This is a genomic window from Pseudomonas sp. MC6, assembly GCF_054790575.1.
Genome location: NZ_CP186504.1, coordinates 3360837 through 3387020 on the forward strand (window position 1 = coordinate 3360837; position 26184 = coordinate 3387020).

Below are 26184 nucleotides of genomic sequence, written 5' to 3' on the forward strand. Positions count from 1 at the left end.
AATGCGCCGTCTGCTGTTCTGCCTGATGCTTGGTTTCCTTCCCCTGCTTGTCCATGCCAGTGAGGCGTCACGACCGAAAGTCGGCCTGGTGCTGTCCGGCGGTGCCGCGCGCGGGCTGGCGCATATCGGTGTGCTCAAGGCGCTGGAAGAGCAAGGCATCAAGATCGATGCGATCGCCGGCACCAGCATGGGCGCGGTGGTCGGTGGTCTGTACGCCTCAGGTTACAAGATCGATGAGCTGGAGAAACTCGCGCTGAACATCGACTGGCAAGCCGCGCTGTCCGACGCCCCGCCGCGTGAAGACGTACCGTTTCGACGCAAACAGGATGACCGCGACTTTCTGGTGAAACAGAAACTCAGCTTCCGTGACGACGGCAGTCTTGGTCTGCCACTGGGTGTGATTCAGGGGCAGAACCTCTCGTTGTTGCTGGAAAGCCTGCTGGCTCACACCAGCGACACCCGGGATTTCGACAAACTGCCGATCCCGTTCCGCGCCGTCGCCACCGATATTTCCAATGGCGAAAAAGTGGTGTTTCGCAAAGGTCACTTGCCCCAGGTGATCCGCGCCAGCATGTCGATCCCGGCGGTGTTCGCCCCGGTCGAGCTCGACGGCCGACTGTTGGTAGACGGCGGTATGACTGACAATATCCCGCTGGATGTCGCGCGAGAAATGGGCGTCGACGTGGCCATCGTTGTCGATATCGGCACACCACTGCGCAACCGCAAGCAACTGACCACCGTGGTCGATGTGTTGAACCAGTCGATCACCCTGATGACCCGCAGTAACTCTGAAGAACAACTGGCCGCGCTGAAATCCTCCGATGTGCTGATCCAACCCGCGCTAGCAGCGTTCGGTGTCACCGATTTCGGCAAGGCACAGGAGATGATCGACGCCGGTTACCGCGCCACCCGAATCCTCGACGCACGCCTCGCCGTCCTCAAACCCAAAGAATCCCAGGACGCCGAACTCAACGCCGCGCGTTCGCCGGGTCAGCGCACGCCGATCATCACCGCGATCCGCGTCGAGAACGACTCAAAAGTCGACGACGATGTGATCCGCTACTACATACGCCAGCACATTGGCGAGCCACTGGATCTGGCTCGATTGCACTCGGACATGGGCACCTTGTATGGCCTCGACTACTTCGAGCAGGTGCAATACCGCGTGGTGCACAAAGGCCAGGATCACACACTGGTGATCAGTGCCCGGGGCAAACGCAGCGGCACCGATTACTTGCGGGTCGGCCTCAATCTGTCGGACGACATGCGCGGCGACAGCGCCTTCAACCTTGGCGCCAGTTATCGCATCAATGGCATCAACCGCCTCGGTGCGGAATGGCTGACTCGGGCGCAAATCGGTGACAAACAAGAGTTGTACAGCGAGTTCTATCAACCGCTGGACGTCGGCTCGCGCTACTTCGTCGCGCCGTACGCCTCGTTCGAAGCGCAGAACGTTGAAGCGGTACTCGACAACGACCCGATCGCGCAGTATCGCGTCGAGCGCTACGGTTTCGGCCTCAACTTCGGCCGACAGATCGGCAACAACGGCGAAGTGCGTTTCGGTGTTGGCGAGGCCTGGGGCAAGGCAGATGTGCGGATTGGCGATCAGGACCTGCCGAGTGAAAACTTCAACGAAGGCTTCTACGCGCTGAAGTATTCGTACGACTCGCTGGATAACGTGTATTTCCCTCACGAAGGCAAGGACGTCAGCCTGACGCTGACGCAGTTTGAACCGGGCCTGGGGTCGGACACGCGCTATCGACAGTGGGACTTTAAAGTCGATAAGGCCATGAGCCATGGCCCGGATACGCTGATACTCGGCGGGCGCTACGGGCGTACGCTGGATGATGCCAACGTGGTGACCTCAAGCTTCCTGCTCGGCGGTGCGCGGCAGTTGTCGGGCTTCCGTGAAGACGCGATTTCCGGGCAGAACATCAGCCTGATGCGCGCGGTGTATTACCGCCGTCTGACGCCGCGCTCGTACCTGCCGCTGGATTTTCCGCTGTACGCCGGTGCCTCGCTGGAGCGTGGACGGGCGTGGAACAACGACAATGAGTTCGACAGTGGCTACATCAACGCCGCCAGCGTGTTTATCGGTTTTGACACACCGCTGGGGCCGTTGAATTTCAGTTATGGGTTGAATGATGCGAATGAGCAGGCGGTTTATCTGAATCTGGGGCAGACCTTCTGATCCAGATTCGGAATTGATATTGACTGAAGGTCAGTCTTCGCGAGCAGGCTCGCTCCCACAGGGGAACGCATTCCAATGTGGGAGCGAGCCTGCTCGCGAAGGCGGTATCGGATCCACCGCAAATCGATCAGGGGTTCAGCGAATCCCCGCCAGCAACGTCCTCGCCGTTTGCTTCAACGGCTCATCCCCTTCCTTGAGCAATTCATTGAGCAACGCAACCGCACTGTCGATATCGCCGTCATCAATGCACGTCTGCGCCTGTTCGAGCTTTCCGGAATTTTCGTCATGTACCGGCTCTGGTGTCTGCAGATCCAGCGGTTGCAACGCCAGTGACGGCTTGGCATCAGCAAACTCATTGAGAAAATCTTCATCCAGCGGCTCGGCATCCGATTCAGGGATCCACTCCAACTCGGCCTCTTCGCTGGACTCGGGCTCGGGCAATTCGAAATCCTGAGGCAGGACTTGCAGCCCGGAGCCGAGCGCCGAGGTGTCTGCCTGCGGCTCATCGGAAGTCGGGCGAGTGTCTTCCAGGTCCCAGCTGGAATCCATCGACAGCTCGCCCAGATTCAGCTCGAAATCATCTTCAGGTGCCGGTGGAGCAGCGACAAGCGGGGCCGCTGCAATAATGGGCGGCACCGCGACCAACGGTGCCGCAACCGCCAGTTTCGGGTGCCGCGTGCGAACATCCTGCAACGTCTGGGCATCAACGCCCAGCTCACGCAAATGACTTTCCTGTTGCTCAAACGCGGCGCTGTCACCCTGGCGCCCCAGGACTTCAAGCAACTGCAAACCGATATCGCTGCGCGCAGGCTCCTTGTGCAAGGCATCGCGCAGCAAACCCGCCGCTTCGCCCAGTCGGCCATAGGCCAGATAGATCCCCACCGCCTCCAGCACATCGCCAGCCGCCGGCTCTTCCCGGTGTTCGGCTGAAGCGTGGGATCTGACGGGATCGGCGTTCTCTGCCTCAGCGACGTCTACCTCATTGCCTTGCGGCAACTGGGGCAGCGGCTCGGCAACTTGCTGTTGCTGTTGCTGCCGTCGACGGTGTACCAACAACCCGGCCAACACCCCCAACAACAGCAACAGGCCGCCGAGCAATGGCCAGTTCAAACCGTCATTGCTGGATTCCGCTGACGCCACAGCCGGCGCAGGAGTCGGTGCCGGGGTTTGCACGATCGGTGGCGGCGTTTTCTGCAGCTCGACCAAGCGTGTTTGCAGGTCACTGATCTGCTTTTTGCCGTCGGCAATCTGCACATCCTGTGTCTGCAGTTTTGCGCTCAGTTCATCAATGGTCTTCTGCTGTTGCTGATTGAGCAGAACACTGGCCGCCAATTGTTCGGCCAGTGCATCGTTGGCGGGCGAAGTTGCCTGCGTGGGTGCTGGCACGGTATCGCGCTTGGCCTGAGGCGCCTGTGGCGCCGCCACGACAGGCTCGACAGTGGGAAACGCGGAGGATTGCGCACGCGGATCCGGCTCATCGGTGGCCGGCACGATACCCGGTGAACCCGGCGGATCGATCAACACCGTGTACTCACGCAGCAAACGGCCATTGGGCTGATCGAGCTGCACGAGGAAATTCAGGAAGGGTTCGTTGACCGGTTTGCTGGAGGTCACCCGGATCATCTGGCGATTGCCATGCAGGATCGGGATGAACTTGAGGTCGTTGAGAAAGAACACCCGCTCGACCCCGGCCTCGGCGAATTCATCCGCCGTGGCCAGACGCACCGCCAGATCGTTTTGCGTCAGCCCGCCGACATCGACCAACGCAATGTCGGCCTTGAGCGGCTGATTGAGGCCTGAATGAACAGTGATATCACCCAGCCCCAAGGCCATCGACCAGGCCGAATAGCTGAAAACACCGGCGACCAGCAACCATTTGGCGCCACCGCGCAGTACCACGTGCCGACTTGCGAGCATGAGCATCCCTTAAATAAGCAAAACCGACTTCTATGCGTTCGCACATCCGGTACGAACACGATATTGCCCAGTAGTTCTTATAGTCGGCTCAGCGCGATCTCTCAAAGATCCGGCACGTGGATGTGCCTCAAGATTTTTCCAGGTTGGCCAGAATATGCCCGTGAACCCGCATGCACACCTTCAAATCCGCTTCGTCGACGCCTTCGAACAACTCATGACGCAGCTGTGTGGCGATGGTTTCGATTTGTTCGATCAACGGCAGGGCTGGTGCGCAGAGGACGATCTTTTTCGCCCGGCGGTCTTCCATCACGGACTGGCGTTGCACCAGGCCCTGGCTTTCCAGACTATCGAGCAAGCGCGCAAGGGTCGGACCTTCGACGCCGACGCTCTGCGCCAGCTCACGCTGGGTCGGCGCGTCTTCAAAACGCGCCAGATGCAGCAGCACCAGCCAGCGCGCCTGGGACAACCCCAGCCCGGCCAGTCGGCGATCCAGTTCGGCACGCCAGCCACGGGACATCTGGGCCAGTTGCATGCCAAAGCGGTGTTGATCGGTTAACGGCATAAAACACTCACGGTTAGACTGAAAATAAAGAATTTCTAATTATTAGCCAGCTAAGCATGAGCTGCAGTTATAGGCAAGTGGCGGTCTGTACTGAATCGTTACATCTTGAGGCCCCTCACCCTAGCCCTCTCCCGGAGGGAGAGGGGACTGAATGGGGGATATTCGGGAATTACGCCGACGTGGCAAATCGGCGCTGAACCCATAATCGACTCGGGTTCTCAGGTCGATGTATAGCGCAAGACATCTCGGTCGGCCCCCTCTCCCTCCGGGAGAGGGTTGGGGTGAGGGGCGACGGCCAAATTACATCTCGAATTCCGATTGCAATGCAGCCCGCACGCAATACAGCACGCCCTCCGGAACACGCCCGGCAAACAGCTCGGCCACTTCGGCAACGGACGGCAGCTCACCTTCACCATCGAGGAACGCATCCTGCACTTCACCCATCAGCTCTTCCGGCAAATCCAGCGCCTGTTCCAGCGACAACTGCTGCTTGCCGATCGCCTCGGCGAGCATGGTGTAGACGTTCTTTTCCGAGCACTGCAACTGACCGGCGATCTGCAGCGGTGTCATGCCCGCACGGGCCAAAGTGATCAACTCGTGGCGCACGTCGGCCACCGCTTTCGGCGCCTCGACCTCGCCGCCGAGCACTTCGAGGAAGGCATCGCCATAGCGTTCCAGCTTGCGCGCGCCAACGCCGCTGACCCGGGCCATTTCCGCCAGCGAAGTCGGTTGGCTGCGGAGCATTTCCAGCAACGTCGAATCGGGGAAGATGACGTACGGCGGCACGCCATGTTCTTCGGCCAGTTTGCGGCGCAGCGCGCGCAGGGCTTCCCACTGTTCGCGCTCTTCGCCACGCACCAGTTGGCTGGCCGGGCTCTTGCTCGCAGTTTTGGCGGTGACCTGCGGTTTGAGGTCGCGGCGCAGTTCCAGCGTGACTTCGCCCTTGAGCAATGGCCGGCAACTGTCATTCAGACGCAGACCGCCATAGCCTTCGTGGTCGACATCCGCCAGACCGCGCGCGACCAATTGGCGGAACAGCGAGCGCCATTCGCTTTCGCTCAATGCCTTGCCGACGCCGTACACCGACAGGTGTTGATGGCCAAAACTGCGGACTTTTTCGTTTTCCTTGCCCAGCAGCACGTCAACCAGATGACCGACGCCATAACGCTGACCCGTGCGGAAAATCGCCGATAACGCCTGACGCGCTGGCTCGGTGGCATCCCAGGTCTGCACGCCGTCGACACAGTTATCACAATGGCCGCACGGTTCGGGCATGTCTTCATCGAAGTACGCAAGCAGGGTCTGACGGCGGCAACGGGTTTCTTCGCACAGCGACAGCATCGCGTCGAGCTTGTGTTGCTCCAGGCGCTTGTGCCGCTCGTCGCCTTCGGAGTTCTGCAGCATCTGCTTGAGCATCACCACATCTTGCAGACCGTAGGCCATCCACGCATCCGCCGGCAGGCCGTCACGGCCGCCGCGCCCGGTTTCCTGGTAATACGCCTCAAGGGATTTCGGTAGATCGAGGTGGGCGACAAAGCGCACGTTGGGCTTGTCGATGCCCATGCCGAACGCCACAGTGGCGACCATGATCAGACCTTCCTCGTTGAGAAAGCGCTTCTGGTTGAAGGCACGTAGCTCATTGGGCAAACCGGCGTGATACGGCAGCGCCGGGAAGCCCTGCTCGCTCAGAAACGTTGCGACTTCTTCGACTTTCTTGCGCGACAGGCAATAGACGATGCCGGCATCGCTGCGTCGCTCGGCCAAAAACGCCAGCAACTGCTTGCGCGGCTGCTCCTTGGGAACGATGCGGTAAAAGATATTCGGACGGTCGAAGCTCGACAGGAAGCGCTCGGCATTTTGCAGGTGCAGGCGGGTGACGATTTCTTCACGGGTGCGCTTGTCGGCGGTGGCGGTCAGGGCGATGCGCGGCACGTCGGGAAACATCTCGGCCAACTGGCCCAGTTGCAGGTATTCCGGACGGAAATCGTGACCCCATTGCGATACGCAGTGCGCTTCGTCGATGGCGAACAACGCAATGTTCAAGCCTTGCAGGAACGACAGCATGCGCGGCTGCACCAGACGCTCGGGCGCCAGATACAACATCTTCACTTCACCGCGCTTGATTCGCGCCGCCAGATCACGCTGCTGCTCGGCGCTCAAGGTGGAGTTCAGCGCGGCAGCGGCCACACCCAGCTCTTCGAGGGTGGCGACCTGATCGTCCATCAGTGCGATCAGCGGCGACACCACCACCGCCAGGCCATCGCGCAACAGCGCCGGCACCTGAAAGCACAGGGACTTGCCGCCACCGGTAGGCATCAGCACCAGCGCATCACCGCCACTGGCTACGCGCTCAATGATTGCACCCTGACGGCCACGGAAACTGTCGTAGCCGAAGATGTCCTTGAGGACGCGTTGAGCCTGTTCGAGCATAAAAACTCCAAAAATCTACCGATACATCCCTGCGCAGGCTGGTTCAGAACAGCCAGGGCTGCTTAAACAAAACGTAAGAGCGCACTACGTGACACGCGTAATGCGGGCAGGGATCGCAAAACGCGGCAGTATACCCGAGGCCTCCCCTGCGCAGGGCGACACCCGTCGATACAATCGCTGATACCTGTGTAGGAGCTGCCGAAGGCTGCGATCTTTTGATCTTGTCTTTATTAAAAGCAAATCAAAAGATCGCAGCCTTCGGCAGCTCCTACAGGGTGTATGCAGGGTATGGCAGGTCAAATCTGCCATGCGGCTGGCTTGAGCGCGCAAGAAGGCCTAGAATTCCCGCATTGTTTATTCCCCAAGGTAGCCCCGTAATGTCCTTCGCTGAGCAACTGACCCGCCTGCAAGTTTTCCTCGACGCCGACGAGCTGCATGACGAGGCGCTGGATTACGTGGCCGCTCACGGCTACCTCACCGCGCTGTCGATCTGCGCTGAAGACGTACCGGAGCGTGAGTGGATCGACGCCCTGTTCGCCGAAGAGCCGCATTACAGCAGCGACGCCCAGCGCGAAGAGATCGAAGCCACCCTGATCGGCCTCAAGGCGCACATCGCCCGTCAACTGGCCTCGGATGAAGAGTTCGAACTGCCATGCGAACTGGATCTGGGCGACGAGCCGGACGATTCCGAATTGCGCGGCTGGTGCATTGGTTTCATGGAAGGCGTGTTCCTGCGTGAGGCCGCCTGGTTCGAAACTGCCGAGGAAGAAGTCAGCGAAATGTTGCTGCCGATCATGGTCGGTTCGGGCCTGTTCGACGAACAGCCAGAATTCGAAGACATCGCCAAAGACGCCAACCTGATGGACGACATGATCGTACAGATCCCGGAAGCCCTGACCGCGCTGTACCTGCTGTGCCAGGCGCCCGACGAAAAACCGGCGATCCTCAAGCCACGTCACCACTAAGATCCGGCCTATGGACAACCCCATAGGCAACCGCCCCCTGATGTTGCGCTACTTCTTGCTGGCCGTCGGCTGGCTCAGCGTGGCATTGGGGGTGATCGGGATTTTCCTGCCCGTCCTGCCCACCACCCCTTTCCTTCTGCTCGCCGCGGCCTGTTTCGCGCGCAGCTCTCCGCGCTTCTATCATTGGCTGGTCGAGCATCCCCGGCTGGGGCCATGGATCCGCGATTACCTCGATGGCAACGGCATACCGCTCAAGGGCAAGGTCTACGCGATCGGGCTGATGTGGGCGAGCATTCTGTTCTCGTGCTACCTGGTGCCACTGCCGTGGGCGCGGGGGTTCATGTTGACCAGTGCGGTGCTGGTGACGGTTTACATCCTGCGCCAGAAAACCTTGCACAAATCCTGATGCACTCAAGTCGACCATTCATCTGAAAACAAGGCTCACCTGTCAGATATGACAGTAGGCAACCCCCCCCGGCAGGTGTGTGATAGCCCAACACCTACTTGCCGGCCGGTCATGGCCAGGAGCGCGCCATGGATTCTCAATCCGCTATAGACATCCAGTCTGACGAACTTATTGAAACCCTCAAACTGTATCCGGCTTTCATACCTGGCTTGGTAACGCCGGTGGAGCCTTCTGATCTCGCCCACGGAGGCGTTGGCAGACATCTTTTTGTCGGCGAACCAAAACGCCTGCCGTGTGTGGTGGATCCATGGTCTGCACTGCAACGCCGGAAAGCCCAGCCCATGGCCGCGTTCGATACGGTGAAGTTGTATGTCAACAGGACGTTTGTCGACAGTTCCACTGTCCTTGAGGGTGACGAAAGCAAACGAGTCCTACTCTTCGCACGCCAAGGATCGTTTGTAGATGGCGTCAACGAAATCCAGTACGAGGTGGAACGACTCAGTGGTAACACGGAGTCATCGGATATTTTGCGTGTGCTCTATCACCAGCGCCCCCATGCCAACCTTGAGCTGGTGATTCCGCCTGAGGTGATTGCCAAGGGCGTGACCCCTGAACTGGCTGCGCAAGGAATCAAGTTCGAGTGCAGATATGTACCGGTGGAGCTTCATGATGCCTTGTCTCTGAAAATCGCCGACAAAAGGTTCCCCATACCCGTAACCGACCCCACCAAGCCGCTGACGATAACGCTGTACACCGCTGACCTCATCGACATCATCGACGGCACCGTTCAGGCCTGGTTTACGGTCGAAGATCAGTTGAACAATTTCGCGGAGTCTGCAATCCAGACGCTCGAGATTCGTCTCGCCCAGAAGGACCTGATCAGCACTCTCGTGTTAGTGCCGTCTGAGAATCCGATCGCTGTGCCGATCGATCCGAATGGAGTCATCACTCGATTTGAAGCTAAAGCGGCAAATGTGGGTGATGTTGTCGAACTACAGATGCTCAACCCATTACCTGGCACTCCACCGGCTGCTCCACTTAAATTGAACAAGAACCTGCGCGCGAACTTCAACCTTAGCCAAGCGTTACTAACGGCACATCAAGGCAGAGTTCTCAGACTTCAGTGTGTACTGAACAACAATGGCGCGGAGCACACCTCTCCCATTTTACGCGTGAGGATACCTGCACCGCTGCTGGACCTGAATTTCAGGGATGCACCCTATTCAGCGGTAACGGATGGCCTGCTCACGGACATCAGTCTCGAACTGTTGAAGAATGGCAGTCCTCAGCCTGGGCAAAACGTGGTGATCACCCTTCCCCTCGGCTTTGCCTACGGCGATGGCGGAACCGGCTCACGCACATTCACCACTGATAGCCTGGGCATCGTCACTGTCGGGGACGTGCGGACACCGAGCGTGATAGACAGCTACACGTTGACTGCCAGCAGCGAAGGGCAAACGGCTACGGCGACGGTAGAGGTGGAACATCCGGGCGTGGTTGACTGGATAGAGATGAACAGCGCGCCAGTTGATATCGTGATAACACCCGACGGCAAGCACCTTTACGCACCTCTTGCGTCCATCAGTACTGTCGCTGTCATTGATACACAGAAACTTCAAGTCATCAGAAACATACCCGTAGAGATTGGGCCGCAGACTATTTCTATCAGTCCCGATGGAACACGCGCCTACACCACGAACCGAAACAACAACGTTTATGAAATCGATATAGGTCAGCAAGCAATCACCCGCAGACTCTCGGTTGGCAGCGAACTCGCCTTTGTCTCGGCGGTGAGCCGTGATAGCTCAAAAACGTACATCAGCACATGGGAATACGGAAAACTTCATGTTTACGACGCGAAGACAGCGACGAAAATCAAGGAAACCAATCTGCACAATAGGCCTTCATGGTTGCACTTCAGCAACGATGGCAGACGCCTATATGTCGCACTCAACGGCACCCCTGACAGACTGGACATCCTCGATGCTGTCAGTCTCAGTGTGATCAGACAAATCGGCCTGCCTTCAGGATCAAACCCCATTCACGTGGCTTCCAGCAACGATGAGCGTTTTGTATATGTCGTGCTCTACTCCAAAAATGAGGTTGCCGTTATCGACACGGCATCGATGAGTGTTTTGAAATACATCCCGGTTGGAAGCTTCCCCTACGCGATCGTAACTAACAGTCAAGGGACGCTTGCCTACGTCACGAACTTTTTACCCGGCTCGGTCTCGGTGATCGACCTTTCACGTCAAGAAGTGGTTGGCACCCTGCCATTGGGCGGAGGAACCGCGTACGGCATCGCTTTGAGCCCTGACGGGCGCAGAGCATATGTGTGCAACACCTCCAACAGCCGGATTGCTGTGCTGAGAATCGGCTGACGGACCGGGGGTGCTGAATAATCTGGAGTAGCCGGTTGACGCGGGCACGGGGAAAAGCGCTGGTTGATGCCGTGACAATTCTGGCCCCTTCGCGAGCAAGCTCGCTCCCACAGGGAAACGCATTCCAAATGTGGGAGCGAGCTTGCTCGCGAAGAGGTCACTGAAGTCAGCGCAAATCGCCTTTTAAACTCAGGCGTTTAAAAGACACCTTCAGACACGCCTTTCAGGCTACAAATTCTTGCGCCATTGCCTACAGCTACGCCAGAATCCGCCGGCTTGTGCGCCTTGGGCTCGGGTTCTATTGTGGGTCGGTCGCTGACGAATCAGCGATCGGGTTTAGCGATCCGATACCCTACAGACGCTCAATCCCCAGTCTCAATTGCAGCTTTGTCTATCTGCACTTGGCGTCATGGTGGCTGTGCGTGGGAGACCTTCGGGTCTACCCGGGGTTTCTGTGACCCGGATCGCTAACCTGCGTACAGCCGCCACCTTTACTTGTTTAGCGATGAGCCGTGGCGGCCAAATCAACCACGGAGTCTCACCATGATCAAACCAACACCCAACCCACCCGAAACCGACCTCGCCTCCCCCTACGAATCCCTCGATTCAAAAAAGCTCAACGACGCCGCCGAGCGCGCCCTCGACCACTATCTCTGCCCACCCGGCTCCACCCCACCGCCCCGAAAAACCCGCCGGATGTACGCCGTGACCGCAGACTTCAAAAATGAAGAACTGCTGGCCGATGCCAGCGAAACACTCGCCTCAGCCAGAACCATCGCTCATGACTTCGCCCACCTCATACCCGCGTCGCAGCGCAGGACGCTGCTGGGTATCGCGCAATTGATCATGCTCGGGGAGCTCGCGGTGAATCGGGTGCTGGATAATCTGGAGTTGCCAGGTTGATGCAGGCGTGATCAACCGCTGAGTTATGCGGCGCCAGATCTGGCGCTTTCGCGAGCAGGCTCGCTCCCACAGTTAACCGCACTCCAATGTGGGAGCGAGCCTGCTCGCGAAGGGGCCAGAATGAGCAATGCCATACCATCAGACAGAAAAAACCCGCCGCCCCATCAACCGGGGCGGCGGGTTTTGTCGTTTCCGGCGTCGCTTACACCGTATCCACCTTCAGCGAATGATCATTCAACATCCCGCTGATGATCGTTGCCGTGTCATGCCCCCCGGCAACCACCCCGCCCGCCCCCGGCGTCACGCCGTAATGGCTGGCGAGGTTGACGCCGGCCAGGTCAATGGTCTGGTTCGGCGTGGCACCGGCCATGGCGCTGACGTCGATGCTGGTGAGCACCGAGGCGCCGCTGCCACTGACGGTGAAGTGCAGGTAGTCATCCAGCGAAGCGGTGGTGCCGTTTTCACCCTGCAGCAGTTGCGACAAGTCGAGTTTGTCGGTGCCGGGGGTGAAGTCGGTGATCAGGTCATGACCGCTGTTGCCTTTGAGCCACTGGAAGGTGTCGGCCCCTGCGCCACCGGTCATGGTGTTGTTGCCCATGCCGCCAATCAGCAGGTCATCACCGCCGCCTCCGTTGAGGATGTCGTTGCCCAGACCGCCGTTGATCACGTTGTTATTGTTATCGCCGGTCAGGGTGTCGTTGAAGTTCGAGCCGACGAGGTTTTCGATGCCGGTCAGGGTGTCCGTCCCCGCGCCGATCGTGTTTTGCGCACCGAGCAGGCCGAGGTTGACCGTCACCCCGGCGGTGGCGTGGGCATAGCTGGCGGTGTCGCTGCCAGTGCCGCCGTCGAGCAGATCGTTGCCCGGGCCGCTGTAGAGCAAGTCGTTACCGGCGCCGCCGTGCAGTTCGTTGTTGCCTGAACCTGCGCTGAGCACATCATTGCCATCGCCAGCGTTGATGATGTTGTCGCCAGTGCCGGCCACCAGCACGTCATCCCCCGAGGTGCCGGTGAGGGTGTGGCCGTCCTGATAGCTGATGCTGACGTTGGCGGTGTCGCTGCCGCCATGGTTGTCGTTGGCGGTGTAAGTGCCGTGGAAGTCCGGGGTGATGTCATGCGCCCCGGCGTAGTTGAGGGTCATGGTCAGTTGATAGTTTTCCGCCGCGTTGGGGTTACCGCCGCCGCTGGGATTGGTGATGTTGGTGATGTGGATCTGGTAGACCCCGTCCAACGTCGCGGTGAGGGTTTGCCCGTCAGCCAGGGTTGTGTAGGCGCCACCGTTGATCGAGTACTCCATGCTGACGTGACCGGCCGCCAGGTTGTGATCGAGGTTGAGTGTTTCGCCCTGGCGCAGGTTGACGGTGATGCGGTCTTCATCGTTGGCGTTGCTGTTGGTCACCGCACCGAGATAGCCACTGACCACCAGCACGGCAGTCATTGTCGCGGCGTTGGCACTGAACGAATTACGCACGTTGGCCAGGTTCTGGTTGGCGGCGGTGTTGACGTTGGTGCCGGTGAAGTTGATCGCACCGGTGCCGGTGAAATCCGCCGCTTTCGAGATCCAGCCGGTGTTGAAACTGGTCGGCGTGGCGTTGAGCGTATCGCCGTTGGGGTCGGTGTCATTGGCCAGCAACAGCTCGCCCGGCACGACGATATTGCCCGACAGCACGTTGGTGATGACGTGGTCATCGACCGCCACGGGCGGCGCATTAGGGATCACTTTCACGGTCAGCGTCGAGCTGGCGAGATCGCCGTCATTGTCGCTGACGGTGAAGCCGATGTTTTCGGTGATGACCACCGCCGTGGTTTTCTGCGAGGTGTAGGTGTAGTCGCCGCTGTCGAGGTTGATCAGCAGTGTGCCGCCATTATTGGTGGCGATGCTCAGCGTGTTGTTGGCGGTGTTGAAGGTGCCGTGATTGATGCCGCCACTTGGGGTCAACGAGCCTTGGCCGCTGAGGGCTTTCGGATCGTAGGTGTAAGTGGTGCCGTCAACCACGATGGACTTGATGAAACCGCCATCGGCGCCAAAGGTGCCGCCCTCGCCCAGCAACGAACCGGTGACCGGCGCACCCTGTACGGTGCCGGACAGCACCGAGTTGAGTTGATTGAGATCGGTGACCACCACCGCGTTGGTGTTGGTGTGGCTGATGCCGTCATACGCCAGCGGGTCGAGGTTGGCGTTGCTCACGCCGCTGCCGAGGCCGATCGCGTAGTTCTTGATGTTGTTGGCATCGAGGAAGTTTTTCAGCGCGGCTTCATCAGCGGCGTTGATGTCGCCTTCGTTGGGTTTGCCGTCCGAGAAGAAGTAACCGACGTTCTGCGCCCCGGTGAGTTTGCCCGAGGTGTTGAAGGCGGTTTGCATCACCGCCACCGCGGCGTCGTAGTTGGTGCCGCCACCCGCCGTCAGGCCGGCGAGAATCGTCTTGGCGGTCGCCACATCGACCCACACCGAGGTTCGGTCAGTGGCGTTGCTGCTGAACGTGACGAGCTGGACTTTGACATCCCCGAGGTCGTCGTACTTGTCGAGCAAGGCGCTGATTGCCTGCTTGGCCAGCGCCAGCCGCGACAGACCCGGCACACCGGAGGCGTCGGCCATACTGCCGGAGATGTCGAGCACGATAAGCAGGTTGGAATCGATCTCCACTGCCGCCACCGAGCGATCGGAGGGCAGCGCTTTTGGTACGTCATCGACGATGTTCACCACAAGGGTGCTGGTGGTGCTGTTGCCCAGTGCATCAGTGGCTTTGTAGGTGAAGCTTTCGCTGAGGGTGTTCGCCCCGTCGTTGGCGCTCGGCGAGGTTTTCGGCGCCGAAGTCAGCGTGTAAGTGTAGGTGCCGTCGGCATTGAGCTGGATCTGCCCGTAGGTGCCCGTGGCGCTGCCGACCAGGGTGTAGGTGATCGCGCCAGTGCCGCCAGCGACCGCACCAACCAGCGTGCCGGTCGCGGTTTCACCGGTGTTGCTCGGGTCGCTGCCGGTGACCGTACCGGGGGCCAGATCCGCGCCGTCCTTGCTCAGGTCGAGGGCTTTTTCATAGACCGTCACGTCCTGATCGACCGAGGCCACCAGTTTGCTGTCGGCGACGTTGATGGTGATGGTCGTGGTGCTTTCATCGCCATCGCTGTCGCGGATCGTATAGGTGAAAGTGTCGGTAGCGCCCAGTGGGCTCACCGAGTTCGGATTGCTGTGATAGACGGCATTGCCCGCCGCATCGAGGGTCAGGTAACCGAAGTTGCCATTGATGTTGCTGTTGAGGCCGCCGATGGCCGAGCTGCCGGTGTTGCTGCCGGCACGCACACCGACCACAGTGGCGGCGCCATCGGCACCGCTGATGTCATTGCCGAGCACACTGACATTGACCGTTCCGCCCTCGGCCACCGAACCGGTGTCGGGTTTGGCGGTCGGCAGATCATCGATGATGTTGACGTTGATCTGACCATTGGCAGTGCTGCCATCGGTGTCGGTCGCCACCACGTTGAAGTTCTCGGTGAGGCTGTTGGCACCGTTGGCGTTCGGGTGGGTTTCGTTGTCGACCAAGGTGTAGCTGTAACTGACGACACCGGTCGCCGGGTTGTAACCGGTGACGGTGAAGGTGCTGCCCAGCGGCGAGACGACCGACTGTGGGAAGCCTGCGGCGACACCGTTGGTGACCACGGTGATGCCGCCCACAGTAAGGGTTTGCAAGCCATCGAGCGCGGTGACGGTAAAGGTGCCGCTTTGGGTCAGCGCCGGGTTGTTGGGACTGGTGCCATCAACGAGGTTTTTCTCGTAGACGGTGAGTTCGCCGCCATTGACGTCGAGGCCGTTGAGCACCACCGGATCGTCATTGTTGTGGATGTTCAGCACCAGATTGGCGGTGCTGGTATCGCCGTCGGCATCGGTCAGGGTGTAGGTGAACGTCTCGGTGCCGTTACCGCCGCCGTGCAGGTTTTTGAAGTCTGCGTCATTGGGGTTCAGCGTGTAGGTGTACGTGCCGTTGGCGTTGAGCACCAGCGTGCCGTAAGTACCGGTGAAGGTGCCGGCGGTGATCGGGCCGGCATTCGGTCCGGTCGCGACCACGTCGGCGCCTTGCACATCGTTGCTCAGCACATTGCCGGTCAGGGTCAGTTGCGTTTCCGAAACCGTGTTGGCGTTACTGTCGTTCACGGCTTTCGGCACGTCATCGACGATGCTGACAACAATGCTGCTGGTGACGATGTTGCCCAGTGAATCGGTGGCCTGATAGGAGAAGGTTTCGGTCAGGGTGTTGGCGCCATCGTCGGCATGTGGCGTGGTGCTCGCCGGCGAGGTCAGCGTGTAGGTATATGTGCCGTTGGGGTTGAGGACGATCTGCCCGTAGTTGCCGGTGGCGCTGCCGACCAGCGCGTAACTGATGGCGCCGACCGCACCGGTGACCGAGCCGACCAAGGTGCCGGACGCGGTTTCGCCGGTGCTGGTCGGGTCACTGCCGGTGACCGTACCAGCGGCCAGATCCGCGCCGTCCTTGGTCAGGTCGAGGGCTTTCTCGAAGACCGTGACGTCGGTGTCGCTGGTCGCGCACAGCTTGCTGTTGGCGACATCGATGGTGATGGTGGTGGTGCTTTCATCACCGTCGGAATCGCGCACGGTGTAGGTGAACACATCCACTGCGCCCGGGCCGTTCACGACGTTGGGATTGCTGTGGTAGACCGCGTTGCCGTTGGCATCCAGGGTCAGGTAGCCGTAGGTGCCATTGATGTTGCTGTTGAGGCCGCCGATGGCCGAGGTCGAGGTATCGGAGCCGGCGCGCACGCCGACCACGGCACCGGTCACGGCCGGGCCATCGGCGCCGCCGATGTCGTTGTTCAGGACATTGCCGCTGACCGTGCCGCCCTCCGCCACCGATGCGGCGTCAGGGTGGGCGCTGGGCAAATCATCGACGATGTTGACGTTGATCTGGCCGTTGGCCGTGCTGCCATCGGTGTCGCTGGCAACGACATTGAAGTTCTCGGTGATGCTGTTGGCGCCGTTGGCGTTCGGGTGAGTTTCGTTGTCGACCAGGGTGTAGCTGTAACTGACCACGCCGGTGGCTGGGTTGTAACCGGTGATGGTCAACGTGCTGCCGAGCGGCGTGACGATCGATTGCGGGAAGCCTGCGGCCACGCCACCGGTCACCACGCTAATACCGCCTACGGTCAGGGTTTGCAGGCCGTCGAGGGCGGTGACCGTGAAGGTGCCGCTTTGGGTCAGCGCCGGGGCGTTGGGGCTGGTGCCGTCACTGAGGTTTTTCTCGTAGACCGTCAGCTCGCCGCCGTTGACGTCAAGGCCATTGAGGTAGACCTGATCGTCGTTGTTGTGAATGTTCAGCACCAGGTTGGCGGTGCTGGTATCACCGTCCGAATCGGTGATGGTGTAGGCGAAGTTTTCCGTGCCGTTGCCACCGCCGTGGAGGTTTTTGAAGTCGGCGTCGTTGGTGTTCAGCGTGTAGGTGTAGGTGCCATTGGCGTTCAGGACCAAGGTACCGTAAGTGCCGGTGAATGTGCCCGGGGTTACCGGTCCGCTCGGTACGCGATCGGCGCCTTGCACGTCATTGGTCAGGACGTTGCCGGTCAGTGTCAGCAAGGTTTCCGATGCGGTGCCGGTGTTGGAATCGTTCACGGCTTTTGGCAGGTCGTCGACGATGTTCACATCGAGGGTCGCGTTGGCGGTGGTGCCGTTGTCATCGACCACGGTGACGGCGAATTGCTCAGGCAGATTGTTCGCGCCGTTGGCGGTTGGGTGCGCTTCGTTGTCGACCAGGGTGTAGCTGTAGCTGACCACGCCGGTGGTGCCGTTGAAACCGGTGATGGTCAGTGTGCTGCCCAATGGCGTGGTGACCGATTGTGGGAAACCTGCGGCTACACCGTTGGTGACCACGGCGATGCCGCCGACAGTCAGCGTGGTGACACCATCCAGTGCGGTGATGGTGAAGGTGCCGCTTTGGGTCAGCGCGTTGGCGTCCGGCGTGCTGCCGTCAGTGAGGTTTTTCTCGTAGACGGTGAGTTCACCGCCATTCACGTCGAGGCCGTTGATGATCACCGGATCGTCGTTGTTGTGGATCTGCAGGACGAGGTTGGCGGTGCTGGTATCGCCGTCGGAATCGGTAATGGTGTAGGCGAAGTTTTCCGTGCCGTTGCCACCGCCGTGCAGGTTTTTGAAGTCGGCGTCGTTGGTGTTTAGCGTGTAGGTGTAGGTGCCGTTGGCGTTGAGGACCAAGGTGCCGTAAGTCCCAGTGAAAGTGCCCGGAGTGACCGGCCCAGTCGGTACGCGGTCGGCGCCTTGCACATCGTTGGTCAGGACATTACCGGTCAGGGTCAGCAGGGTTTCCGATGCGGTGCCGGTGTTGCTGTCATCCACAGCTTTGGGCAGGTCGTCGACGATGTTCACGTCGAGCGTGCCGTTAGCGGTGGTACCGTTATCATCGACCACGGTGACGGCGAACTGCTCGGGCAGATTGTTCGCGCCGTTGGCGGTTGGATGCGCTTCGTTGTCGACCAGGGTGTAGCTGTAGCTGACGACGCCGGTGGTGGCATTGAAACCGGTGATGGTCAGTGTGCTGCCCAATGGCGTGGTGACCGATTGTGGAAAACCTGCTGCTACACCGTTGGTGACGACGGCGATGCCGCCGACAGTCAGGGTCGTCACGCCATCGAGTGCGGTGATGGTAAACGTGCCGCTCTGAGTCAGCGCGGTGGAATCCGGCGCGCTGCCTTCAGGGAGATTTTTCTCGTAGACGGTGAGTTCGCCGCCATTCACGTCGAGGCCGTTGATGATCACCGGATCGTCGTTGTTGTGGATCTGCAGCACGAGGTTGGCAGTGCTGGTATCGCCGTCTGAATCGGTGATGGTGTAGGCGAAAGTTTCCGTGCCGTTGCCGCCTCCATGGAGGTTTTTGAAGTCGGCGTCGTTGGTGTTCAGCGTGTAGGTGTACGTGCCATTGGCGTTGAGCACCAGGGTGCCGTAAGTCCCGGTGAATGTACCGGCGGTGATCGGCCCGGCACTTTCGTTGGTCACCACGCGGTCGGCGCCCTGCACATCGTTGGTCAGCACGTTGCCGGTCAGTGTCAGTTGCGTTTCAGACGCCGTGCCATTGCTGTCATCAAAGGCTTTCGGCACGTCGTCGGTGATGTTCACGTCGAGCGTGCCGTTGGCAGTGCTGCCGTTGTCATCGACCACGGTGACGGCGAATTGCTCAGGCAGATTGTTCGCACCGTTGGCGGTTGGATGCGCTTCATTGTCGACCAGGGTGTAGCTGTAGCTGACCACGCCGGTGGTAGCGTTGAAACCGGTGATGGTCAGCGTGCTGCCCAAGGGTGTGGTGATTGATTGCGGGAATCCTGCGGCCACGCCGTTGGTGACGACGGCGATGCCACCGACAGTGAGCGTCGTTACACCATCGAGTGCAGTGATGGTGAACGTGCCGCTCTGGGTCAGCGCGGTAGCATCCGGTGTGCTGCCGTCGCTGAGGTTTTTCTCGTAGACCGTCAGCTCGCCGCCTTCGACGTTCAGGCCATTGATGACCACTGGATCGTCGTTGTTGTGGATCTGCAGCACCAGATTCGCCGTGCTGGTATCACCGTCCGAATCGGTGATGGTGTAGGCGAAGGTTTCCGTGCCGTTACCGCCACCGTGCAGATTTTTGAAGTCGGCGTCGTTGGTGTTCAGCGTGTAGGTGTATGTGCCGTTGGCATTCAGCACCAAGGTGCCGTAAGTACCGGTAAAAGTACCGGCAGTGACCGGGCCGGTTGGCACGCGATCAGCACCTTGCACGTCATTGGTCAACACGTTGCCAGTGAGTGTCAGCTGCGTTTCAGACGCCGTGCCATTGTTGTCATCAAAGGCTTTTGGCACATCGTCGGTGATGTTGACGTCGAGCGTGCCGGTCGCGGTGTCGCCATTGCTGTCGCCGGCAATCACCGTGAACTGTTCGCTGAGATTGTTCGCGCCGTCACCGGCCGCGTGGCTTTCGTTGCCGTTGAGGGTGTAGCTGTAGCTGACAACGCCAGTCGCCGGGTTGTAACCGGTGATGGTCAGTGTGTTGCCCAGTTGCGAGGTGATCGATTGCGGAAAGCCGATCGGCACGCCACCAACGATGACGTTGATGCCACCGATGCTCAGGCTGGTCAGACCGTCCGGCGCCGACACGGTAAAGCTGCCGCTTTGCGTGAGTGCGCCAGGATTGGCCGCCGAGCCGGCAGGCAGATTGGCTTCATTGAGATTGAGTTCGCCACCAGCCACGTTCAGGCCTGTGAGGGTCACCGGATTGTTGACCGGTGGCGGCACCACGACAGCCGGGGTGTCATCACCGTTGTCGATCACCGCGTTGTGGCGTTCTTCAGGGAATTCGGGAATACCGCCGAACCCGGCGGTGGGGAAACCGATGATCGGGTCGACCCGGCCGCCGACCTCCGTCAGCAAGACGAAACTATGCCCACCACCCAACTCACCCGGCGCACCACCGGGTGCATTCGGGCCGGCGGCAGTAGCTTCAGCATTTTTAGTTGGGTCATCACCGGCGGCGATGGCTTTCTGGATCTGCTCAACGTCGGTCAATTGCGCGTCGCTCGGGGTCACTGCCTCAGCGGCATTTACATGCGCCGCCTGACCCGCCAGCAGTTCACCGGTCATGGTCATGCTGCTGCCGCGTCCGAGGGTCAGTTCCTGGCCATTTTGCAGATGAACGGCGACGGCGCCTTCTGCGCCGGCGATCAGTTGATCGCCGGCAAACAGGTGATCCCCCTCAACCAGTGCGCGCTTAGTGCCGTCGGCTGACTGGGCGAAAACCTGGCCAATGACTTTAGTGACTGTACCGATGAGCGTTGCCATGTGAAATCCTCCGCTGCCGACCACCGTCGGCACTGGTAAGCGAAGCAGCCCATGGCTCAATCGGGTTGTTGGAGGCAACGCTCGCACCTTCAACAGTTCGTTTCGCAGGCGGCTTTACTCGGAAACATCAGTGCTATCAAGCACTTCCGCATCCTGATCAAAGCCATACGCCCACTAACGCTACGTAACGGTGGTGAATCACTTGAGTGACAAAAAAATGTCGCTCATCAACCGCTACGCGTCCCTCCCCTTCAGCATTACTTCGCCGTATGTCGCAAAGTGAGTGGAACTTTCCTCAAGCCTTCCTGCGCTCCCTAAAGCGCATAAAACAAAGGCTTTCATGCTGAACAATGTGCCGGTTTTTACAAAGCGCATAAGTTTTTTTCGGCATAAGCCTTATGAAAATTTTTTCTTAGCTACGCTTCAGGATGTTCTTAGCTCTGTTGTTACAAGAGTGAAACGCTTACACCTAAAAATATCGTCAAATATTTGGCGACAGTAACACACCATCAGGACTCAGGGAGATGCACCCATGCGCGTTCTAACCCCCCTCTGCAGCGCGGTTTTGCTGGCCATGGCTTGCACTTCCCAAGCCCAGGCCATGAACCTCACCGAAGCCATTCAAAGCACCATCGCCACTCACCCAGAACTGGCCTCGCGGGTGGACGCTCGCCTGTCGGCTGATGAACAAGTCAAAGTCGCCAAGGGCGGCTTCTATCCGTCCGTCGATTTGAACGCCGCGTATGGCCGTGGCTACAGCGACAACACCAACACCCGGGCCTTCGGTAATCACCACACCGAAATTCTCAATTACACGCAGTCCGAGCTGCGCCTGCGGCAGATGCTGTTCGATGGCTTCAATACCGCCAACGAAGTCGAGCGCACCAAAGGCGTGTCCAATTCGCGCGCTTACTACGCGCAAGGCACCGCCCAGGATCTGGCCTTGCGCACCATCGAGGTCTACCTCGAAGTGCTCAAGCGTCGCGAACTGGTGACCCTTGCCCGCAACAACTTGCAGGCACACTTGCGCGTCAACGATCAGATCGGTTTGCGCACCGAACGCGGTGTTGGCAGCACCGCCGACTCCGATCAATCGGTCGCCCGTAAAGCGCTGGCGCAGAACAACCTCGACACTGCTGAAGTCGATCTGTCTGACGCCGAAGCCAACTTCTACAGCGTGGTCGGGCGCATGCCCGATGAGCTGGAAACCCCGGCCTCGACCCGCGGCGAACTGCCAACCGAATTGCGTGAAGCCCAGCAGAGCATGGTCGACAACAACCCGTACCTGAAGTCCGCCCAGGCTGACGTGCAATCGGCCGAGAGCCAGTACGAAGTCGCCAAGTCGCCGTTCTATCCACGCTTCGACGCGGAAGCGGCCGTCGGCGCGAACAACAACGTGCAGGGCGATGAAGGCCACGACAACGAATGGCGCGTGGGTGTGGTGATGAACTACAACCTGTTCCGAGGCGGCAGCGACAAGGCGCGCCTGGCCTCCGATGCGCACCAGATCAACCAGGCGATGGACATCCGTAACAACGCCCTGCGTCAGCTCAACGAGAACATTCGTCTGGCCTGGAACGCTATGGTCAACGCGAAGAAACAAACCCCGACCGCCCGCGAATATGCCGAAACCACCAAACGCGTACGCGCCGCGTATCAGGATCAGTTCGGCCTCGGCCAACGCACCCTGCTCGACTTGCTCGACAGTGAAAACGAGCTCTACAACGCCAACCGTCGCTACACCGAAATCCGCTACACCGAGGAATATTCGATGTACCGCGTGCTGGCAAACATGGGCCAATTGCTGAGCAAACAGCGGGTGGTGCTGCCAGCCGATGCGATCGCTGCGACCGAAGTGAAAAACGAAGCGCGCCTGCCCGAGCTGAAGTAACCAACGCAGGAGTTAGCTTTGCCCTGATCGTTCACACGCTCCGCGTGGGAACGATCAATGAAGCGGTAACAGGGGAGCGATCAATATGACCAGCATGGAACCCGGCCACACCGGGATCGATCCGCGGCTGAGCTTCGATGATCCGTTACTCGACGGTCTGTTGATCCTCTGCAAACTGCATGGCGCGACGGTCAGTCGCGCCAGCCTGAGCGCCGGGCTGCCGCTGAACAAACAACGCCTGAGCCTCGACCTGCTGCCGCGCGCAGCGGCCCGGGCCGGGTTGCAGGCGCGTATTCTGCGCCGAGAGCTGAAAGACATCTCGCCACTCAACCTGCCGATTCTGCTGCTGCTCAACGACGGTCGCACTGCTGTTTTACGGCGCTTCGGCGACGACGACAAAGCACTGATCCTGCCCAGCGAAGCCGATGGCGGCGAGCAATGGATCAGCCGCGACGAACTCACTGAACACTACAGCGGCCAGGCCTTGTTCGCCCGTCCGCGCCATGAACTCGAAGACCTGCGATCACCGCTGGTGCCACGGGTGCATGCGTGGTTTCGCGACACCCTGAAGCTGTCGAAATGGTTGTATAGCGATGCGATTCTCGCCAGTTTCCTGATCAACCTGTTAGGCCTGATGGTGCCGCTGTTCGTCATGCAGACCTACGACCGCGTGGTGCCGAATCAGGCCACCTCGACCCTGTGGGTGTTGTCGATCGGTTTGCTGATCGGCACCGGATTTGAATTGGTGCTGCGGGTGGTGCGCGCGCACCTGCTCGACACCGCCGGCAAGAAAACCGATGTGATCCTTTCCGCGACTTTGTTCGAGCGCATCACCGGTATGTCGATGAAGGCACGGCCGGCGACCATCGGCGGTTTCGCGCAGAGCATTCATGACTTTCAGGGCCTGCGTGAATTTCTCACGGCGGTGACGTTGACCAGCCTGATCGACCTGCCCTTCGTGGTGCTGATGCTGGTGGTGATCGGCCTGCTCGGCGGCTGGCTGGTGGTGATTCCGCTGCTGGCGTTTCCGATCACCATCATCTTCGCAATGATCATTCAGGTGCGCCTGCGTGACACCGTGCAAAAGAGCCTGAGCCTCGGTGCCGAACGCCAGGCGGTGTTGATCGAAACCCTCGGCGGCCTGGAAACCCTCAAGGCCTGCAGCGCCGAAAGCGAGCGCCAGCACAAATGGGAAAGCACTCACGGCGCCCTCACCCGCCTCGACAGCCACGCACGCAATCTCTCGGCGCTGGCCACCAACGGCACCCTGTTCATTCAGCAGTTCTCGGGTATGGCGACGATTGTCGCCGGGGTTTACAGCATCATCGCCGGCAACCTCAGCGTCGGTGCGCTGGTCGCCAGTTATATGCTCGGCAGCCGCGTGCTCGCGCCGCTGGGGCAGATTGCCGGGCTGATCACCCGCTATCAGCAAGCGCAACTGACCATGAAAAGCACCGATGCGCTGATGGCTCTGCCGCAGGAACGCGACGGCAAACAACGGCCGCTGGAACGCACGCAACTGCAAGGCGCGCTGGACGTCAGCGGCGTGACCTTTCATTACAACGGCCAGAATGCGCCGGCGCTGAGCAATGTCAGCTTCAGCCTGAAACCCGGTGAGCGGGTCGGCATCATCGGTCGCAGCGGGTCGGGCAAAAGCACGTTAGCGCGATTGGTCATGGGCTTTTATGAACCCGAGGAAGGCCAGCTATTGCTCGACGGCCTCGACCTGCGCCAACTCGACGTCGCCGACCTGCGCCAACAGATCGGTTACGTCGCCCACGATCTGCCGCTGCTGGCCGGCAGTTTGCGCGACAACCTCACCCTTGGCGCACGCTACATCAGCGATTCACGCATGCTCGAAGTGGCCGAACTGACCGGCGTTACCGAACTCGCTCGCCAGCACCCGCAAGGCTTCGATCGTCCGGTGGGCGAGCGCGGGCAATTGCTCTCCGGCGGCCAACGTCAGGCCGTGTTGCTGGCGCGATCCTTGTTGCTCGATCCACCGATCATGCTGCTCGACGAACCCACCAGTGCCATGGACAACAGCAGCGAAGACCAACTGCGGCAGAAGCTGCACGGCTGGGTGCAAGGCAAGACACTGCTGCTGGTCACCCACCGCACTTCAATGCTGAGTCTGGTGGACCGCTTGCTGGTGCTGGACAACGGCCGGGTCGTCGCCGACGGTCCGAAAGAAGCGGTCATCGATGCACTGCGCAAGGGCCGTGTTGGCTCGGCGGCAGTCTAGGAGTTGCCCCATGTCTGCTTCCACCGATAGCAAAGATCGCGGCTACTTCGACAGTTTCGGCAAAAGCGCCGAAGCCGAGTTCATGCCGGAAACCGCCGGCGCATCCTTGCAGGATTCGCCGCGCTGGTCGCGGATCACCGTGTGGCTGGCGGCGGCGCTGCTGATCAGCGCGGTGGTCTGGGCCAAGTTCGCTGTGCTCGAAGAAGTGACCATGGGCGAAGGCAAGGCGATTCCTTCGAGCAAGATTCAGGTGATCCAGAACCTTGAGGGCGGCATCGTCACCGAGATTTTCTTTCGTGAAGGGCAGATGGTGAACAAGGGCGACACCTTACTGCGTCTGGATGACACACGCTTTCGCTCGAACAAGGGCGAGAGCGAGGCCGATCGCTATGCGTTGACCGCGCAGGTCGAACGGCTGTCGGCGGAGGCCGAGGGCCGGCCGTTCAAGCTCTCCGATGAAGTCATCGCCAAAGCCCCGCAAGTCGCCGAAGACGAGCGCTCGCTGTACGAACAACGTCAGCGACGGCTGGCCAGCGAGCAGCGCACGCTCAGCGAACAACTGCGGCAGAAGACTCAGGAACTCGCCGAGTTTCGCTCCAAGCAGGGTCAGTTCAGCTCAAGTCTGGCGTTGCTGCAGCAAGAAATGAACATGTCCGAGCCGCTGGTGAAAACCGGTGCGGTATCACCGGTGGAAATCCTCCGACTCAAACGCAGCGCCGTAGAAATCCGCGGCTCATTGAACGCGACAACGCTGGCTATCCCCCGCGCCGAATCGGCAATTGCCGAGATCCGCAGCAAGATCGACGAGTCGGAACAAACCTTCCGCTCCGAAGCTGCCAAAGAGCTGAATGAGAAACGCACCGACCTGTCGAAAATCACCGCCACCAGCATCGCCATTGACGACCGCGTCACCCGCACAACGGTGACCTCACCGGTGCATGGGGTGATCAAGCAATTGAAGGTCAACACCATCGGCGGCGTGGTTCAACCGGGCAGCGACATGGTTGAAATCGTACCGCTGGAAGACAACCTGTTGATCGAGGCCAAAGTGCGGCCGCAGGACGTCGCGTTCCTGCATCCGGGCCAGAAAGCCATGGTCAAGTTCAGTGCCTACGACTACACGATTTACGGTGGGCTGAGCGCCAAGCTTGAGTTGATCGGTGCCGACACGATCACCGATGACAAGGGCAACAGCTTCTATCTGATTCAGGTGCGTACCGATAAAAACCACTTGGGCGGGGATGTGAAACCGCTGCTGATTATTCCGGGGATGGTGGCGACGGTGGACATTATTACCGGGGAGAAAAGTGTTCTGGATTACCTGCTCAAACCGGTACTGAAAGCGCGGACCGAGGCGATGCGCGAACGGTAAATTTCGCCATAACCTGTGTTGACTGAACAATTGCTATCGCGAGCAGGCTCACTCCTACCTTTGGAATGCATTCCCCTGTAGGAGTGAGCCTGCTCGCGATGGC

The 26184-nt window shown here is 59.9% G+C and carries 12 protein-coding genes; 8 read left to right on the plus strand and 4 right to left on the minus strand.

Annotated features, from left to right (window positions below):
* The first annotated feature begins 1 nt into the window (after nucleotide 1).
* The gene (locus ACOYXE_RS15030) at nucleotides 2-2191 is read left to right on the plus strand and encodes a patatin-like phospholipase family protein (protein WP_405122118.1); all 2190 of its coding nucleotides are present in this window, start codon (nucleotides 2-4) and stop codon (nucleotides 2189-2191) included.
* Between the two features lie 135 nt (nucleotides 2192-2326).
* On the opposite strand, the gene ACOYXE_RS15035 is transcribed toward ACOYXE_RS15030, so the two are convergent.
* The 3 genes from ACOYXE_RS15035 to recQ form a co-directional block, all read right to left on the minus strand.
* Nucleotides 2327-4108, minus strand: coding sequence for a FimV/HubP family polar landmark protein (locus tag ACOYXE_RS15035; RefSeq protein ID WP_460926213.1), 1782 nt, complete (start codon nucleotides 4106-4108; stop codon nucleotides 2327-2329).
* Between the two features lie 127 nt (nucleotides 4109-4235).
* Nucleotides 4236-4670 carry a MarR family transcriptional regulator gene (locus tag ACOYXE_RS15040; protein WP_007962151.1) on the minus strand — a complete coding sequence of 145 codons (435 nt, stop codon included), beginning with the start codon at nucleotides 4668-4670 and terminating at the stop codon, nucleotides 4236-4238.
* Nucleotides 4671-4970: 300 nt separating this feature from the next.
* A complete protein-coding gene (recQ, locus tag ACOYXE_RS15045; RefSeq protein ID WP_160056690.1) occupies nucleotides 4971-7100 on the minus strand; it encodes a DNA helicase RecQ in 2130 nt (709 codons plus the stop codon).
* A gap of 377 nt (nucleotides 7101-7477) precedes the next feature.
* Between recQ and ACOYXE_RS15050 the strand changes: the two genes are divergently transcribed.
* The 4 genes from ACOYXE_RS15050 (at nucleotide 7478) to ACOYXE_RS15065 (ending at nucleotide 11755) form a co-directional block, all read left to right on the plus strand.
* On the plus strand, nucleotides 7478-8065 hold the full coding sequence (locus ACOYXE_RS15050; protein WP_016984205.1) for a UPF0149 family protein: 588 nt from the start codon (nucleotides 7478-7480) through the stop codon (nucleotides 8063-8065).
* A 10-nt stretch (nucleotides 8066-8075) separates the two neighbouring features.
* A complete protein-coding gene (locus tag ACOYXE_RS15055; protein WP_460926214.1) occupies nucleotides 8076-8471 on the plus strand; it encodes a YbaN family protein in 396 nt (131 codons plus the stop codon).
* 128 nt (nucleotides 8472-8599) lie between these two features.
* Entirely contained in the window at nucleotides 8600-10852 is a 2253-nt protein-coding gene (locus ACOYXE_RS15060; protein WP_460926215.1) for a beta-propeller fold lactonase family protein, read from the plus strand.
* Nucleotides 10853-11395: 543 nt separating this feature from the next.
* Complete coding sequence (locus ACOYXE_RS15065; RefSeq protein ID WP_460926216.1) at nucleotides 11396-11755, plus strand: DUF6124 family protein; 360 nt, start codon at nucleotides 11396-11398, stop codon at nucleotides 11753-11755.
* Between the two features lie 202 nt (nucleotides 11756-11957).
* On the opposite strand, the gene ACOYXE_RS15070 is transcribed toward ACOYXE_RS15065, so the two are convergent.
* The gene (locus ACOYXE_RS15070) at nucleotides 11958-20573 is read right to left on the minus strand and encodes a retention module-containing protein (protein ID WP_460926217.1); all 8616 of its coding nucleotides are present in this window, start codon (nucleotides 20571-20573) and stop codon (nucleotides 11958-11960) included.
* Between the two features lie 532 nt (nucleotides 20574-21105).
* On the opposite strand from ACOYXE_RS15070, the gene ACOYXE_RS15075 reads away from it, so the two are divergent.
* The 3 genes from ACOYXE_RS15075 to ACOYXE_RS15085 all read left to right on the plus strand — a co-directional run bounded on the left by ACOYXE_RS15075 (nucleotide 21106) and on the right by ACOYXE_RS15085 (nucleotide 26081).
* The gene (locus ACOYXE_RS15075) at nucleotides 21106-22464 is read left to right on the plus strand and encodes a TolC family outer membrane protein (RefSeq protein WP_160056676.1); all 1359 of its coding nucleotides are present in this window, start codon (nucleotides 21106-21108) and stop codon (nucleotides 22462-22464) included.
* A gap of 85 nt (nucleotides 22465-22549) precedes the next feature.
* Nucleotides 22550-24709: a type I secretion system permease/ATPase gene (locus tag ACOYXE_RS15080; protein ID WP_460926218.1), complete on the plus strand. Its 2160-nt coding sequence runs from the start codon at nucleotides 22550-22552 to the stop codon at nucleotides 24707-24709.
* A gap of 10 nt (nucleotides 24710-24719) precedes the next feature.
* Complete coding sequence (locus ACOYXE_RS15085; protein WP_160056672.1) at nucleotides 24720-26081, plus strand: HlyD family type I secretion periplasmic adaptor subunit; 1362 nt, start codon at nucleotides 24720-24722, stop codon at nucleotides 26079-26081.
* Nucleotides 26082-26184: the final 103 nt, after the last annotated feature.